This is a genomic window from Martinezella sp. CNPSo 3957 (assembly GCF_057784395.1).
In genome coordinates this window covers 124,592-139,197 of record NZ_JBXSOU010000012.1, presented here as the reverse complement: position 1 = coordinate 139,197, position 14,606 = coordinate 124,592, and the positions used below count along the sequence as shown (strand labels likewise).

Here is a 14,606-nt window from a genome sequence, read left to right as displayed (position 1 = left end):
AATCTGAGCTCGATCGTTCTCTGCGATCCTAATAATCTTTCCGGTTGTCTTTTGCCGCGGTATCTATTGATTCCCCAACATATTCCTTTTGTTTCCGAGCTGCGCGACGCAACTTTCTGCAACTTTTGACGGAACCAAAACCTCCCTGAGCCATTGCCTCTAGGACCGGTCCGATAACGGCCGGCATCACAAAAGTTCCACTCGCGCTGGTAAGCATGCGCGTATGACGAAGCATGCCCATCAGAATGAAAGGTAGGTTCACGATGACTGGGAAACTCTTCACTTCCGTTGCCGCAGGCGCCATCTTTGCTACGGCGTCCGTGCTTTCACCCATGGCTTTTGCCCAGGCGCAACAGCCCTCGAACGGCGGCGCAGGCAATAACGCGCCGGTGACGCAAAGCGCACCGGCAACGCCAGGCGTCACCAAACCTGATAGCTCGGCAGCACAGAAAAGTGCTCAGGCTCCTGCCCCCGCAACGGGCGGCCAAGCTGGCTATCTGACCACACAATCCGCGGATCAGATCAGCGCCAAGACCTATATGGGCCAGTCGGTCTATAACGGTCAGAATGAAAGCATCGGCAGCATCAACGACCTGATCCTGCAGAAGCAGGGCGGCGTCGTTGCCGCCATCGTCGGTGTCGGCGGCTTCCTTGGCTTGGGCCAGAAAAACGTCGCCGTTCCTTTCGATAAGATCAGCGCCACCCAAAACCCTCAGGACGGGACGGTGAAGCTGACGACGACTGAAACGGCCGATTCCCTGAAGGCTGCACCGGAGTTCAAGACCCTCTCGATGCAGGCTTCCGAAAAGGCGGCTCAATCGTCCGGAACGTCGACAATGCCGGCAACCGACAACACGACGACTTCGTCGACCACCAACAAGTAAATATCGACGAAGTCTGGCGAAATACAGAAGCGGCGACCCTTACGGATCGCCGCTTTTTTTGACCTTTTTCAAACTCAAGCGATTTCGCGTTCGTGGCTGAGATCGAAATAATGGGTCTGCAGGTAACGAAGCGTTGCAGCGCCGTCGACCGGTTTTCCGAAATAATAGCCCTGCCCCATGGCGCAGCCCAGCGCCTTCAGCTTCGCCGCTTCGGCGTGGTCCTCGATACCTTCCGCGACAACACGCAGATCAAGTCCTTCGCACATGGCAAGAACAGCCTTGATGATATGTTCGGAAGCCCTATCCGAATTCATGCGCGAGACGAACGCCCGGTCAATTTTCACCTTGTCGAAGATGAACTCGCGCAAACGCCCAAGGCTGGATTGGCCGGTGCCAAAATCATCCAAAGAGATGCGCACGCCGACCGCACGCAGGTCGGTGATAATGCGATGGGCCGTCTCGGCTGAGCTCATCACCGCGGTTTCGGTAATTTCGAGTTCTAGACGATGCGGGTCTAGGCCAGCGCGCGTCAGGATCGCGAGAATGCTGCTGCTCGTGCCGGGGTCCATCAGCTGCGCTGAGGAGAGATTGAAGGACAGGAACAATTCGCGCGGCCATGAGAGTGCCGCCTCCGCTGCTTTTCGCAGCAGGGTTTCGGACAGCGCGTCGATGAAGCCTCTCTCTTCGGCAAGCGGCACGAAAACAGCGGGGGAGACGAAACCGAGATCCGGATCGTTCCAGCGCGCCAGGGCCTCGAAACCGAGAACCATGTTGTTGGCAAGCGAGACGATCGGCTGGAAGTGCACGTCTATGGAATCGGAAATGATGGCATTGCGCAGCGCCTGCTCAAGCTGCGTCGCCCGCCTCATTTCCTGTGCAATCTCCCGGGAATAGACGGTGATCTGGCCGCGGCCGCGACGCTTGGAGCGATAGAGCGCCGTATCCGCATTTTTCAGGAGATCATCGAACTCCTCTCCGGCGAAAGGATGGATGGCGAAGCCGAAGGAGGCGGAAAGGCGGACATTGCGATCGCCGAGATCATAGGGCGCCGACAGCACTTCGCGGATCATCTGTCCGAATTTCTCAGCACCGACCCGTTCGAAGACAAGCGGCAGCACAAAGGCGAACTCATCGCCGTCATGACGTGTCACTAGCGCGCCATCGGGTATGCAAGCCTTGAGGCGATGGGCAACCTGACAGAGGATCTCGTCACCCGCTTCGACGCCGAACAGGTCGTTGATCGGCTTGAAGGCATCGAGATTGACGATCCCGATCGTAAAGGGTGCGGGATCGTCGGCACGTTCGCGCGAAAGCGCACGCGCGCGTTCACGCATGCGATATCGATTGCCGAGCCCCGTGAGCGGGTCGGTATAGGCAATTGCCTGCGGTTCTTGACTGGCTGGTCCCGGCAGCATCTCAGTCGACTTCATATTTGGTTCCGACCTTTTCTCCACCCGGGGGAAAAGCATGCCGGGGAAGTCTTAACAAAGGATGCCGAGGAGACGGTCATTCGGCACCGGCGATAAGTTGCCGTCGGTGGTGATATCATTGTAGCATTTATCTATTTTGCGCCTTCAGGGCACCGCGCATGTATTTCTGGAAGACGGTCTCGATGATGTCGGGGCTTACCGGCTTTAGAATGACGTCGTCCATGCCGACCTCGGCGCATTCCTTGCGGTCCCGCTCGAAAGCCTGAGTCAGGACGCCGATGATCGGCGTATGGGTGCCGCTGCCTTTTTCCGCGCCGCGGATCAGCCGGGTGGATTCAAAACCGTTCAGCCCCGGCAGCGAGATGTCCATCAGGATCAGTTCCGGACGATGCTCCTGCCACAGGCGCACCGCCTCATCACCGCTTGCGGCAATCACATAGCTGTATCCCAACCCTTCGAGGATCTGCGAGAAGACGATCTGATTGATGTCATTGTCTTCAGCGACCAGGATTTGCGCCCGGCGCTCCTCACCGGCCGCACGCCGCCATTCGGATGCAAGCCCGGGTTCGACGATCTCGCCCAGTTCGCCACGGATGTTGCGATTGAAATGACGCGCGATCAGGAAGGCAAGCTCGGTTGCAAGCTGCGATCCGTCCAACGACAGCGCGGTAAGGTTCTGCCGTTCGGCCAGCTCAATCCCGCGCTTGCCAAGCTGGTTGTCGACGATGACCAGGTCGATCTTGACGCCATGCGCGCTCGCCACGTCCAGAAAAGCCGCCTCTTCATTCTCGTTGTGAACGACGCAGGCTTCGAAGCCATATTTCTCGAGCGTCTTCAGAGCCGCCGTTTCGGCAGCGAAATCCGGTGTGACGACGAGCACCTTGCGGCCGTTGAAATTCTCCGGAACGAAGGTTTCCATGGCGGCCGGACGGCGAGAAATGGTCTGCAGCGCAACCATCGGAACATAGGCGCGGCGATAGGAGCGATCGCTGTTTTCCCGGATGCTCGATGCCAGCGCGAACTCGTCGAAGTCGCCGCCATCCTTGGGCAGGTCCTGCATGGTGCTGACCAGGAAATAGCGGCCGGGCTTGCCGATGCGCTGCTTGCGGGTGACGATGTCGCGCTCGACGCCGTCACGCGCAATCTGGCGCTGCCGGGAAATCGACATTTCGCCGGTCTCGATCACATGCCGGTCGCTCTCATGAAAGCGATTGGCGAGGTCGGTGGAGAAGATATCGATGCTCTTGCGGCCGCGCACTTCGTCCGCCGCCGTCTGGTACTTGTCGCAGAATGCCCGGTTGACCGCGACATAGACGAGATTCTGGTCCTTGACGAAAACCGGAAAGGGCAGATTGTCGAGAATATCCTCGGTCAGCTGCACGCGCTCCATATCAACGCGCCATTGCTCTTCCCGTTTCCTGGCTTCGGACACATCGGCGATAATGCAGAAACCGATACCCGAGGATAGCCGCCGGTTGAGGACGCGCACCCAGCGGTCGTCGGCAAAATGCTCGGTGGTCTCGAAGCGCTCACGCCAATGCGAAGCTATGCGCTGCGATATCCAATCGTCACGGCTGGCAGCCATTTTGCTCTGGTTGCGTTGATAACGTACACCGCTATCAAAGACGGCACCCAGAAAATCGCGCAGTCGCGTCGAGGGTTGCAGGAAATCAGGGGCAATCGGGAAAAAGTTCAGAACCTGACGGCTGGCAAACAGCAATAGGTCGTTCTTGTCATAGGCGAAAAAGGCGCTGGAAAGACCATCGCAAAGGGCATCGAAGAACATCGTCTGCAGACTGCCGCCGAAAGGCGCATCAGCCGTCGTCATTGCCAAAGCTGCCTTTTCAATCTCGGCAGTCATTCGTCGGATTCCTACACTCAACCAGTTTCACAACACGGCAAATCGACAAAGCGGCATTCGCTCTGCAAGGCAAATTCATGGAAGTTGCATGCTGGCCTTGACACTTGAAGCAGATGGCACCTGGCTCCATTTTGACTGATGGCCACCAACCTGCCATCGAGAGCCGTCAGCATGCACGAAACGCGCCACCTGCGGTCATTTCAAGTTCTGTCTCGGCAACCTGTCATCATTCCCTTAAACATTGATTAAATTTCTCAACAAAGCACGGGTGGGAAACGAGTGGGTAAGCGCGTGCGGATCGCCTTTCCTCTTTCCACACCGGCGCGAATCCACGAGAATGCAGCCATGGCCATCAAGCAACTTTCCGAGACCCTGATCAACCAGATCGCCGCCGGCGAAGTCATCGAGCGCCCGGCAAGCGCGGCCAAGGAGCTGATCGAAAATGCGCTCGATGCCGGTGCGACCCGCATCGAGATCGCCACCGCAGGCGGCGGCAAGGCGTTGTTGAGAGTGACCGACAACGGCTCGGGCATGGAAGAAGCCGACCTCGAACTCGCGGTCCGGCGCCACTGTACCTCTAAGATTTCCGAGACACTGGAAGACATTCGAACCCTCGGCTTTCGCGGCGAGGCCCTGCCCTCCATCGGCTCGGTGGCGAAGCTTTCGATCGCAAGCCGCAGGGTGGGTGCGGCCGGTGGCGCCGAGATCGCAGTTGCCGGCGGCAAGGTTCTGCACCTGCGCCCAGCCGCCGCCAATCCGGGCACGATCGTCGAGGTACGCGACCTGTTCTTCGCGACGCCGGCGCGCCTCAAATTCCTGAAGACGGAGAAGGCGGAAGCGGCCGCGATCACCGAAGTCGTCAAGCGCATGGCGATCGCCTTTCCGCGCGTGCGCTTCGTGCTGTCGGGCAGCGACCGCTCGACGCTCGAATTTCCAGCGACCGGCGATGATCATCTCGCCCGCATGGCGCAGATACTGGGTGCCGATTTCAAGGACAATGCCATCGCGCTCGATGCGGTGCGAGAGGATGTGAGCCTCAGCGGTTTTGCCGGCGTGCCCACCTTCAACCGTGGCAACTCCGCGCATCAATATGCCTTCGTCAACGGACGGCCGGTGCAGGACAAACTGATCCTTTCGGCAATCCGCGGCGCCTATGCCGAAACCATTCCCTCCGGACGTTATCCCGTCGCCGTCCTTTCCTTGAGGCTCGATCCCGCGCTGGTCGACGTCAACGTGCATCCGGCGAAATCCGATGTGCGCTTCCGCGATCCCGGTCTCGTGCGCGGCCTGATCGTCGGGGCTGTGCGCGAGGCACTGGCGCGCGAGGGCGATCGTGCGGCCACCACCGGCGCGGACGGCATGCTGCGGGCGTTTAGCGCTGGCCGCTCCGGCTTCCAATCGGGTTGGCGCCCCTCGCCGGCAGCGGCTCCTTGGACGGCGGAAACTTCGCCATCTCGTCCCTATGAGCGAGCAGCGGCACCGGCGGGCTACGGATTTGCCGAAAGACCGCAGGCCGCCTTCGACGGCCTTGCCATGCCCACCGCGCGCGCCGAAGTGGCGCCCCCGGTGGAAGCAATGCGAGCCCAGGAGCCGGCGCGCTTTCCGCTGGGTGCCGCGCGAGCGCAATTGCACGAGAACTACATCGTCGCTCAGACGGAAAACGGGCTCGTCATCGTCGATCAGCACGCCGCCCACGAGCGGCTGGTGTTCGAAGCTATGCGCAAGGCCCTGCATTCGAAGCGGCTGCCCTCGCAGGTGCTGCTCATTCCCGAGATCGTCGACCTGCCCGAGGAGGATTGCGACCGGCTGATGGCGTTTGCCGAAGAGCTCGGCGAACTCGGCCTCGCCATCGAACGCTTCGGGCCGGGCGCAGTCGCCGTTAGGGAGACGCCGGCCATGCTCGGCGAGGTCGACGCGCAGGGCCTGGTTCGGCAACTGGCCGACGAGATCGCCGAATGGGATACGGCGTCAGGCCTTGCCGCGAAGCTGGAATATGTGGCCGCGACCATGGCCTGCCACGGTTCGGTACGGTCCGGCCGACGTCTGCGCCCGGAAGAGATGAACGCGCTTTTGCGCCAGATGGAGGCGACGCCGGGCTCCGGACAATGCAATCACGGCAGGCCGACCTATATAGAATTGAAGCTCACAGACATCGAGCGGCTGTTCGGGCGCAGCTGACCTAAGCTATTTCCAAAAGGAACTTTTCCGAGAAATAGGCTGGAAGTCGCGCCTGCTGCAGCGATCTTTACGCGTCATATTTGACGCATGGCGCTGTAGTGCGGTATGGCAAACGGATAGGACAGATCAAGGACGGCACCAGATGAATCTTTTCGAGGGACATGGAAATCGCGAGGCGAAGATTCGCTACCTCGACGGCGATTTCCAGATCCTGATGCCGGGTTCCTATGTCGTCTGCGCCATGACCGGCAAGCATATTGCACTCGATGAGCTGCGCTATTGGAGCGTTGCCCGGCAGGAGCCCTATGCCGACGTCATCACTTCGCTCGAAGCCGAAAAGCGCGCCGGCGCACTACCCAATCAAAAGCGCTGATTTCTCTCGCTGAATAACGAGACATGGCCCTAGGCCGCTTTGCTATTGCGCTTTTCCCCCAAGCGCCGCTCTCGTGCGGCTGCAATGGCCCTGTCGATAATCAGGGCTGGGGCCTGGGGATCGTCAAAGACCATATCGATCTCGATCACCCTACAGCGCTGCAGCAGTTCGTCGGCGCGGCCATGATGGCCGATCAGGCGCACGTAGTCCTTCGACGTGGTGACGATCTCCAGCCCTTCGCGCGCGGCTATGTCGAGCATGTCGGAGACGTCGTCTTCGCCGGGATGTTCGTGATCTCCGAAGCTGCGCCGGACGGCGATCTCAGCCCCCAGCGTCTCGACCGTGCGGAAGAACTTGGCGGGATCGGCGATGCCGGCGAAGGCAAGTACCTTACGTCCGCGCAAATCCTCATGCCCACGCACTCTGACGCTCGCTGAAAAGAAAGGCTTCCCCGCCCTTGCCGCAAGACGCACAACGCGATCGGCGGCGGTGCCTTCACCGACTTTCAGCAGGCCGGATGCATAGAGGAGCTGCGTGCGCAGCGGCGCACGCACGGGACCGCCTGGAACCAGGTGGCCATTGCCGATGCCCCTGCCGGCATCGACCACCACAAGGGCATAGTCGATCGCAATCTGCGCGCTCTGGAAGCCGTCATCCATGATGATGAGATCAGCCCCCTCGCGTACGAGCCTTTCTGCACCATCGGCACGGCGACGGGCAATGACTGTCAGCGCCTCGCGGGCAAGCAGCAGCGGCTCATCGCCGACGGCCGTGGCATGATGATGCGAGGGATCGACGACCGTCGTGACGTCGAGCGAGCCGCCATAGCCGCGGCTGAGGAACCCCGGCTTCAGCCCCTTCGCCTTCGCGGCCTGGGCAAGCGCAAGCGCCGTCGGCGTCTTGCCGGCACCGCCGACCGTAAAATTGCCGACGCAGATGACCGGCACTGGCACGGGGGCGCGTTTGCCATGCACCATGCGATGCCCGGCGATACGGCCATATAGGAAGGAAAAGGGTGAGAGCCCCCAGGCACGCCAATCCGGCTTTCGCCACCAGAAAGGTGGGGCTTCCGATACCATGCGTCTAATCCAGCCCTATTCCTGTGCCTGCGACCAACCGGCAAGAAAGGGCAGATTGCATGAAAAAGCAAGCCATTGCCGGGATCAGGCCGATTGCGCCACAGGCATGAGCAGGCTTTCAAGCTCGGTAATGTCGTTGAGGCAATAATCCGATGCGGCTGTCAGCGTTTCGCGCGAGCCGGTGCCTGTCAGCACGCCGACAGTCAGGCCGACACCGGCGTTGCGCCCCATATGGAGGTCGTGATTGTTGTCGCCGACGACAGCGACCTGTGCCGGCGAAAGACCGGTCGCCGCGTAGAAGCCGAGCACCATGCCCGGCTCCGGCTTCGTGCCGAAGCCGCTATCATAGCCGGCGATGTAATCGATATAGTCGATGAAGCCGAAGCGGCGCGCGGTCTGACGGATGGAGCGCTCATTGTCGCTGGAGGCAACGCCAAGCTTGTAGCCACGCTCATGCAGGCGCTGGAAGAAGGCAGCGAGATCGGTGACAGGCGAGGAGAAATCGGCCGCATGCGCAAAAAGCGCGTCGAGTTTTTCCACCAGCTCCGCGACATCCACTTTCGAGCCGGCAGCCACCAGGCCCTCGGAAATCTGCCGGGTGTTACCTGCCGCAAGCAGGCTATCCGGCACGATGTGGCCGGTGATCGGGTCCATGCCGCAGGCGGAGAGAAGATGATCGGCAAGAATGGGATCGTCCTGAGCAGCGATCCTGGCAAGCTCGCGATTGACCGGCAACCAGCTCTGATCATAGTCGAGCAACGTGCCGTCCTTGTCGAAAAGAATACCCGCAATCGCTCCCAGCTTCGCCGCTGTCATATCCTTCCCTTCTTATCCGTTCGCCATTGTCTTCGGCATCAGCCGCGCCTTGACCGAAAGCGGATTGATATAGGGCTCCAGGCCTTTGACCGTTGCGGCCAGCGCGCCTCGCATTTCATGCACGGCTGCGAAGCCGGCGTCGATCATACCGCGTCGTGCCGTGTCGTTAGTGAGCAAATAATGCACGCCGCGCGCCAGCATCTCGGTATCGCGCACCATGCGGGCGCTGCCGCGGCGGGCGAGCAATTGATAGGAGTCACGGAAATTCTGGACATGGCCGCCCGTCAGGATCGCGCAGCCGAGCATAGCCGGCTCAAGCGGGTTCTGGCCGCCTTCGTTGAATAGCGATTTGCCCATGAAAGCGACTTCGGTCATCCGCAGGTAAAGCCCCATCTCGCCGATCGTATCGCCGAGGAAGACATCGACATCGGGCGAAAGGATGTCGTTGCGGGTGCGGCGCGCCACTTTCAGGCCCTGTTCGACCAGCATCGCCTCGATCGCATCGCAGCGCTCGGGATGGCGCGGCACGATGATGGTGAGCTGGCCGTTGTGCTCCTTGAGCATCGAATGGACGGAGGCGGCAGCACCCTCCTCGCCCTCGAAGGTGGAGACAGCTGCCCAGGTCTTGCGGTCTCCGACCTGTTTCATGTAACCGGCAAGCGTCGGCGCGTCATAGGACGGCGCGTCCGTATCCACCTTGAGATTGCCTGATTTGAGAACCTGCAGGGCGCCGAGATCACGAAAGCGCTCGGCATCGAGGTCGGACTGTGCCACGACCAGCGCCAGATTTTCGAACAGCGCCTCGGCAAGCGAGGGATGCCGGCTCCAGCGCGCGAAGGATCGATCCGACATGCGGGCGTTGACGAGGATCTGCGGAATGCGCTTGCGGCCAAGCTCCATGATCGTTGTCGGCCAGATCTCGGATTCGGCGAAAATGGCACAATCGGGCTGCCAATAATCGAGGAACCGCTTGATGGCAGGCTTGAGATCAAGCGGAACGTATTGATGGATTACCTCGTCGCCAAGCCGCTGATGCGCGACCTTGGCAGAGGTGATCGTGCCCGTCGTCAGGATGACATGGATATCGCGACGACGGATTTCTCGGATCAGCGGAATGACGGCCGAGGTTTCGCCGACGCTTGCGGCATGGAACCAGACCAGCGGTCCCTGCGGGCGGTTGGCGCTAGCATAACCCGAGCGCTCCAGCCTGCGGGAGCCATCTTCCTTGCCCTTCGCCGCGCGAACGGCGAGATAAGGCCCGATGAACGGATAAACGGCAATTCCGCCGAAACGATAGGCGCTCAAGGCAAGACGCGCCCTGAGGCTACTCATTTCGACCGCCTCCCATCCCAGCTGATCATCATCTATGCCAAATCCCGATAACCACGCGGCCGAATAAGCAGCCGAATTTTCGTTCTTATTGTGTCAAAGATACTGCTTCATGGCCGGATTTAAAGCGACAACGCTTTCCCGGATGGAGATATCAAATGCAAAATTCGGAGTAATGCGACCTCAGGATGCCGCTTTTTCCTGCGGATCCAACAAACGATGCAGGTGGACAATGAAATAACGCATATGGGCATTGTCGACAGTCTGCTGTGCCTTGGACTTCCACGCCACCAGCGCGCTCGCATAATCGGGATACATACCGACGATATCGAGCTCATTGAGATTGCGGAACTGGACCTCTTCGAGGTTTTCCAATTCACCGCCGAAGACAAGGTGCAGGAGCTGCTTTTTGCCGCTGGTATCAGTCATTTTCGTCTCTTTCTACTGTCGTCCCCCTCCGTCCTTCATCTGCGGGATTTTGACGGAAAGGTCAACCGTCTCGTCGGTTCGATAGTTGATGGAGAAACTCCGGTAATTGTGCTGCCGACGCACCACAAAGTTCGTCATGGGATACTTCGGCGCGGTTGTAGCGCAATGCCTTGCCGGAAAGATCGACAAGGGCGCCCCCGGCACGCTCCAAAATAAGGTCGGCGGCGGCGAGATCCCAGTCGTGGGAGTTACGTTTGACGATTGTTCCCTCAAGCCTGCCGTCCGCCACCATGGCAAGGCGATAGGCGAGCGACGGCACGTGCTTCACCCGCTCGACCGTCTTGCGAAAATCCGGGTCGAAGCCCTTCAGCATCTCCTCGCCGGTCGCAAGACGATTGATATCGTCGCCGACCCTCTGGGAAACGCTGATCGGCTCGCCGTTCTTCAAGGCCTGCCCGCCAGCCGTCGCCACGAAGAGCTCGTCCAGCGCCGGCGCGTAGAGGACACCCGCCACCGGCCGACCGTCAGTGACGACGGCAACGCTGACGCACCATAGATCCAGGCCAGAGAGAAAACCCCTGGTGCCGTCGATCGGATCGACGACGAAGACGGTCGCGTGCTTCAGACGCTCGGCGTCATCATCGGTTTCCTCGGAAAGCCAGCCATAATCGGGCCTTGCGGTACGAAGCGTGGCGGCCAGGCTTTCGTTCGCGGCAAAATCCGCGGCGCTGACCGGGGACTGGCCGTTATTCTTCCACCAGACTTCCGGCGATTGCCGGAAGAAACCGAGAGCGATCTTGCCCGCCTCGAGCGCGGCACCCACGATCAGGTCCACGTCGCTCAATTGGCCGGCCTTGCTATCGATCATTGACGAATTCCAATCTCCGCTCGTTTTCAGCGGCCCGCGAGCGTCATGCCCTCAATAGCAAGCGTCGGAGCAGCGATGCCGAAATCTCGGTCGATGTCGTTCGCCGGCGTCACGCGCATGAACATGTCCTTCAGGTTGGAAGCGATGGTTACCTCCGAAACCGCGAAGGTCAATTCTCCGTTTTCGATCCAGAAGCCGGTGGCGCCACGGCTATACTCGCCGGTGATCATATTGACGCCCTGGCCGATTAGCTCGGTGACATAGAAGCCCGTACCGATGTTGCGGATCAGTTCCTCGGGCGAAATATCGCCGGGTTCCAGCGCTAGGTTGGTGGAAGCAGGCGATACGGACGTGCCGCCGCGGACACCGCGACCATTGGTCTTCAGCCCGCCGCCAATTTCTCGCGCCGTCGCGGTGGACAGGAACCAGGACTTCAGCACACCGTCCTCGATCATGACGAGCCGCTTGCCAGACACGCCTTCGCCGTCGAAGGGGCGCGAGGATGGCCCGCGCACGATCAGCGGATCGTCCGTGATCGAAAGGCCTGATTTCAGCACCTGCTGGCCCATCTTGTCGCGCAGGAAGCTGGTCTTGCGGGCGACAGACGCGCCATTGATGGCGCCGGCGATATGGCCGACGAAGCCGCGGGCGACACGGGGATCGAAAACGACGGTGACATTCTTGCCGGTCGGAACCTGCCGCGGATTGAGGCGTTTGACCACCCGCTCGCCGGCGCGGCGGCCGATCTCCTCAGCTGCATCGAGATCGGCAAAATAGAGACGGCTGTCGAAATCATAGTCGCGCTCCATGCCTGTGCCTTCGCCGGCAATGACGCTGACGGAACGCCCGAAGCGCGAGCCCATATAGTGGCCGGAAAAACCATGCGAAGTGACGAGCACAAGACCGCCCATGCCGGCCGAGGCGCCGCCCCCGGAAGAGTTGGTGACGCCGGAAACGGCAAGAGCTGCCGCCTCGGTCGCAAGCGCCGCTTCGCGTAGCTGCTCCGTGGAGACTTCGGTCGGATCGAACAGTTCGAGATCGGGATAGCTCTTGGCGAGATCCGCCTCATCGGCAAGGCAGGCGAAGGGATCTTCCGGCGAAACCTTGGCCATGGCTACCGCGCGCTCGGCAAGAGCATTCAGATCGAAGCCGGGATTGGCCGAAACGCTGGCGACGCGGTTGCCGACGAAGACCCTCAGCGAAAAATCGTCGCTCTCGGAGGATTCGGTACCCTCAACCTTGCCGAGGCGGACGCTGACGGAATGGGCACGCGACCGCACCACAACGGCATCGGCCGCATCCGCACCGGCTTTCCGGGCGAGGTCGATCAACTGGCTGGCGCGGGAAAGCAGAGCGGCGGAATCGATTTCAGAGGTCATGACTTGGCCTTTCCTTCGCGTTCCATTTATTGTGCACTACATAAAGCATCAAGGGCGGCAAAGCCGATTCTTGTTCTAATCTCTTCACGCATGGTTGTTTATGATGGCCGCGCGTCGCAACACCGCCTGCCCCACGGAAAGAAACAGACGATGTCCGCCCCCAATACGCTTTTCACCGAAACCCTGCTGCTGCTCGGAGGCGCCGTCGTCACGGCGCCCATCTTCAAGAAACTGGGGCTTGGCACGGTGCTCGGCTATCTCGCCGCCGGCGTGGTGATCGGCCCGATCCTGCACAGCATCAGTGACAGCGAGGCCGTGCTTGCGGTTGCCGAACTCGGCGTGGTCTTCCTGCTCTTCATCATCGGGCTGGAACTGAAGCCGTCCCGCCTCTGGCAGATGCGCCGGGATATTTTCGGCCTCGGCACGGCACAGGTAGTTCTCAGCGGACTTGCGCTGATGGTGGCAGCCTATTTCGGCGGCATTGCGGGCTGGAAGGGCAGCATCATCATCGGCTTCGGCCTGGCGCTTTCCTCGACTGCCTTCGCGATGCAGATCCTCGAACAGCAAGGCGACGTCAACACGAAATACGGTCAGCGCTCCTTCTCGATGCTGCTGCTGCAGGATCTCGCCATCGTGCCGCTGCTGGCGCTGATCACCGTGCTCGACGGCGCGCAGGAAACCGCCAATCCCCTGCCGAGCCTGGCAATCGCCGTCGGTGCGGTGGCGCCAATGGTTATCGCCGGCCGCTATCTGCTGACGCCGCTGTTCCAGGTGATCGCTCGCACCGGCGCCCGCGAGGCGATGATTGCAGCCGCCCTCTTTGTGGTCATGGGATCGGCAACGCTGATGCAGCTTGCCGGCCTCTCCATGGCGATGGGTGCCTTTCTCTCCGGCGTAATGCTGGCCGAATCCTCCTATCGACATGAGCTGGAAGCGGATATCGAGCCCTTCCGTGGCGTGCTGCTTGCGATTTTCTTCATCGCCGTCGGTCTGTCGCTGAAACTCGACGTGATCCTCGACAACTGGGTGCTGATCGTGCTCGCTGTTCCGGTGATGATGTTCATCAAGGCGATCGTGATCTATGCACTCTGCCGCGTCACAGGCTCCCCGCATAACGATGCCGTGCGTATTGCCGGCCTCTTGCCGCAGGGCGGCGAATTCGGCTTCGTGCTCTTCAGCGCCGCCAGCGCCAGCGGCGGGCTTTTCTCCGCCAATACGGCATCGACGCTGATCGCCATCGTGACACTGTCGATGGCGCTGACGCCGCTGAGTTCCGCGCTGGCGAAGCGGCTGGTGAAGGGCGACACGCAGGAAGAGCTGGACGAGGATTTCGAGGGTGCCGGCTCCGACGTGCTGATGATCGGCTTTTCGCGTTTTGGCCAGATTGCCGCGCAGATCCTGCTTGCCAGCGGCCGCGACGTGACCGTCATCGATTTCTCCGCCGATCGCATCCGCCAGGCATCGAGCTTCGGCTTCCGGATCTATTTCGGTGACGGCACACGGAAGGACGTGCTGCGCTCCGCCGGCATCGATCGCGCCAAGATCGTCGTCGTCAGCACGCATCTGCGCGAGGTGACCGACAAGATCGTCGAACTCGTGCAGACGGATTATCCGCACGCGCGCATCTTCGTGCGCTCCTACGATCGCATTCATTCGATCGAACTGCGTCACAAGGGCGTGGATTATGAGCTGCGCGAGACGCTGGAATCCGGCCTGCTCTTCGGCCGCCGTACGCTGGAGGCGCTCGGCGTCAGCGAGGCGGAAGCCTATGAGATCGGCGAGGATATCCGCAAACGCGATGAGCAACGGCTCGTGCTGCAGGTCAGCGAGGGGCTGCAAGCCGGCACCGACATGCTCTACTCGCGCCCCGTCAAGCCGGAGCCGTTGGTCAAGCCGAAGCGTGCAGTCGACACCTACAGCGATGCAGACGATCTTGTTGCCTTGCCGCAGGAGGAGCCGGAGCGGGTTTAGCGGTCTTGT

The 14,606-nt window shown here is 60.8% G+C and carries 12 protein-coding genes; 4 read left to right on the top strand and 8 right to left on the bottom strand.

Annotation, left to right across the window (positions count from 1 at the left end; all coding sequences use genetic code 11):
- Positions 1–263 precede the first annotated feature (263 nt).
- Complete coding sequence (locus tag AC13QE_RS24490) at positions 264–884, top strand: PRC-barrel domain-containing protein (RefSeq protein ID WP_488485614.1); 621 nt, start codon at positions 264–266, stop codon at positions 882–884.
- A 74-nt stretch (positions 885–958) separates the two neighbouring features.
- Here AC13QE_RS24490 and AC13QE_RS24485 read toward each other — a convergent pair whose 3' ends face one another.
- Both AC13QE_RS24485 and AC13QE_RS24480 read right to left on the bottom strand, forming a co-directional pair.
- A complete protein-coding gene (locus tag AC13QE_RS24485; protein WP_132715945.1) occupies positions 959–2,314 on the bottom strand; it encodes an EAL domain-containing protein in 1,356 nt (451 codons plus the stop codon).
- Between the two features lie 127 nt (positions 2,315–2,441).
- A complete protein-coding gene (locus AC13QE_RS24480) occupies positions 2,442–4,175 on the bottom strand; it encodes a response regulator (protein WP_488485613.1) in 1,734 nt (577 codons plus the stop codon).
- Between the two features lie 345 nt (positions 4,176–4,520).
- Here AC13QE_RS24480 and mutL point away from each other — a divergent pair, with 345 nt between their 5' ends.
- Together mutL and AC13QE_RS24470 are read left to right on the top strand one after the other, a co-directional pair.
- Positions 4,521–6,353: a DNA mismatch repair endonuclease MutL gene (gene mutL / locus AC13QE_RS24475; protein ID WP_488485612.1), complete on the top strand. Its 1,833-nt coding sequence runs from the start codon at positions 4,521–4,523 to the stop codon at positions 6,351–6,353.
- A 142-nt stretch (positions 6,354–6,495) separates the two neighbouring features.
- Positions 6,496–6,726, top strand: a complete 231-nt coding sequence (locus AC13QE_RS24470; RefSeq protein ID WP_015338954.1) for a DUF2093 domain-containing protein — start codon at positions 6,496–6,498, stop codon at positions 6,724–6,726.
- A 29-nt stretch (positions 6,727–6,755) separates the two neighbouring features.
- Here the strand turns inward: AC13QE_RS24470 and lpxK are convergent, their stop codons facing one another.
- From lpxK to AC13QE_RS24440, 6 genes are all read right to left on the bottom strand, one after another.
- Positions 6,756–7,805, bottom strand: coding sequence for a tetraacyldisaccharide 4'-kinase (gene lpxK / locus AC13QE_RS24465; RefSeq protein WP_488485611.1), 1,050 nt, complete (start codon positions 7,803–7,805; stop codon positions 6,756–6,758).
- Positions 7,806–7,889: 84 nt separating this feature from the next.
- Complete coding sequence (locus AC13QE_RS24460) at positions 7,890–8,621, bottom strand: HAD family hydrolase (protein WP_132715941.1); 732 nt, start codon at positions 8,619–8,621, stop codon at positions 7,890–7,892.
- A gap of 12 nt (positions 8,622–8,633) precedes the next feature.
- Positions 8,634–9,953: a lipid IV(A) 3-deoxy-D-manno-octulosonic acid transferase gene (gene waaA, locus AC13QE_RS24455; RefSeq protein ID WP_488485610.1), complete on the bottom strand. Its 1,320-nt coding sequence runs from the start codon at positions 9,951–9,953 to the stop codon at positions 8,634–8,636.
- Between the two features lie 180 nt (positions 9,954–10,133).
- On the bottom strand, positions 10,134–10,379 hold the full coding sequence (locus AC13QE_RS24450) for a DUF4170 domain-containing protein (protein ID WP_015338950.1): 246 nt from the start codon (positions 10,377–10,379) through the stop codon (positions 10,134–10,136).
- A 61-nt stretch (positions 10,380–10,440) separates the two neighbouring features.
- On the bottom strand, positions 10,441–11,247 hold the full coding sequence (locus AC13QE_RS24445) for a 3'(2'),5'-bisphosphate nucleotidase CysQ (protein ID WP_488485609.1): 807 nt from the start codon (positions 11,245–11,247) through the stop codon (positions 10,441–10,443).
- Positions 11,248–11,273: 26 nt separating this feature from the next.
- Complete coding sequence (locus tag AC13QE_RS24440; RefSeq protein ID WP_488485608.1) at positions 11,274–12,626, bottom strand: TldD/PmbA family protein; 1,353 nt, start codon at positions 12,624–12,626, stop codon at positions 11,274–11,276.
- 150 nt (positions 12,627–12,776) lie between these two features.
- Here AC13QE_RS24440 and AC13QE_RS24435 point away from each other — a divergent pair, with 150 nt between their 5' ends.
- Positions 12,777–14,597, top strand: a complete 1,821-nt coding sequence (locus tag AC13QE_RS24435; protein WP_488485607.1) for a monovalent cation:proton antiporter-2 (CPA2) family protein — start codon at positions 12,777–12,779, stop codon at positions 14,595–14,597.
- Positions 14,598–14,606 lie beyond the last annotated feature (9 nt).

What these genes read in the sequence shown, in the direction of transcription:
- AC13QE_RS24440 (WP_488485608.1), bottom strand. Translation starts at nt 12,626, where the DNA reads ATGACCTCTGAAATCGATTCCGCCGCTCTGCTTTCCCGCGCCAGCCAG.
- AC13QE_RS24485 (WP_132715945.1), bottom strand. Translation starts at nt 2,314, where the DNA reads ATGAAGTCGACTGAGATGCTGCCGGGACCAGCCAGTCAAGAACCGCAG.
- AC13QE_RS24480 (WP_488485613.1), bottom strand. Translation starts at nt 4,175, where the DNA reads ATGACTGCCGAGATTGAAAAGGCAGCTTTGGCAATGACGACGGCTGAT.
- AC13QE_RS24445 (WP_488485609.1), bottom strand. Translation starts at nt 11,247, where the DNA reads ATGATCGATAGCAAGGCCGGCCAATTGAGCGACGTGGACCTGATCGTG.
- AC13QE_RS24490 (WP_488485614.1), top strand. Translation starts at nt 264, where the DNA reads ATGACTGGGAAACTCTTCACTTCCGTTGCCGCAGGCGCCATCTTTGCT.
- AC13QE_RS24470 (WP_015338954.1), top strand. Translation starts at nt 6,496, where the DNA reads ATGAATCTTTTCGAGGGACATGGAAATCGCGAGGCGAAGATTCGCTAC.
- AC13QE_RS24460 (WP_132715941.1), bottom strand. Translation starts at nt 8,621, where the DNA reads ATGACAGCGGCGAAGCTGGGAGCGATTGCGGGTATTCTTTTCGACAAG.
- AC13QE_RS24435 (WP_488485607.1), top strand. Translation starts at nt 12,777, where the DNA reads ATGTCCGCCCCCAATACGCTTTTCACCGAAACCCTGCTGCTGCTCGGA.
- AC13QE_RS24450 (WP_015338950.1), bottom strand. Translation starts at nt 10,379, where the DNA reads ATGACTGATACCAGCGGCAAAAAGCAGCTCCTGCACCTTGTCTTCGGC.
- waaA (WP_488485610.1), bottom strand. Translation starts at nt 9,953, where the DNA reads ATGAGTAGCCTCAGGGCGCGTCTTGCCTTGAGCGCCTATCGTTTCGGC.
- mutL (WP_488485612.1), top strand. Translation starts at nt 4,521, where the DNA reads ATGGCCATCAAGCAACTTTCCGAGACCCTGATCAACCAGATCGCCGCC.
- lpxK (WP_488485611.1), bottom strand. Translation starts at nt 7,805, where the DNA reads ATGGTATCGGAAGCCCCACCTTTCTGGTGGCGAAAGCCGGATTGGCGT.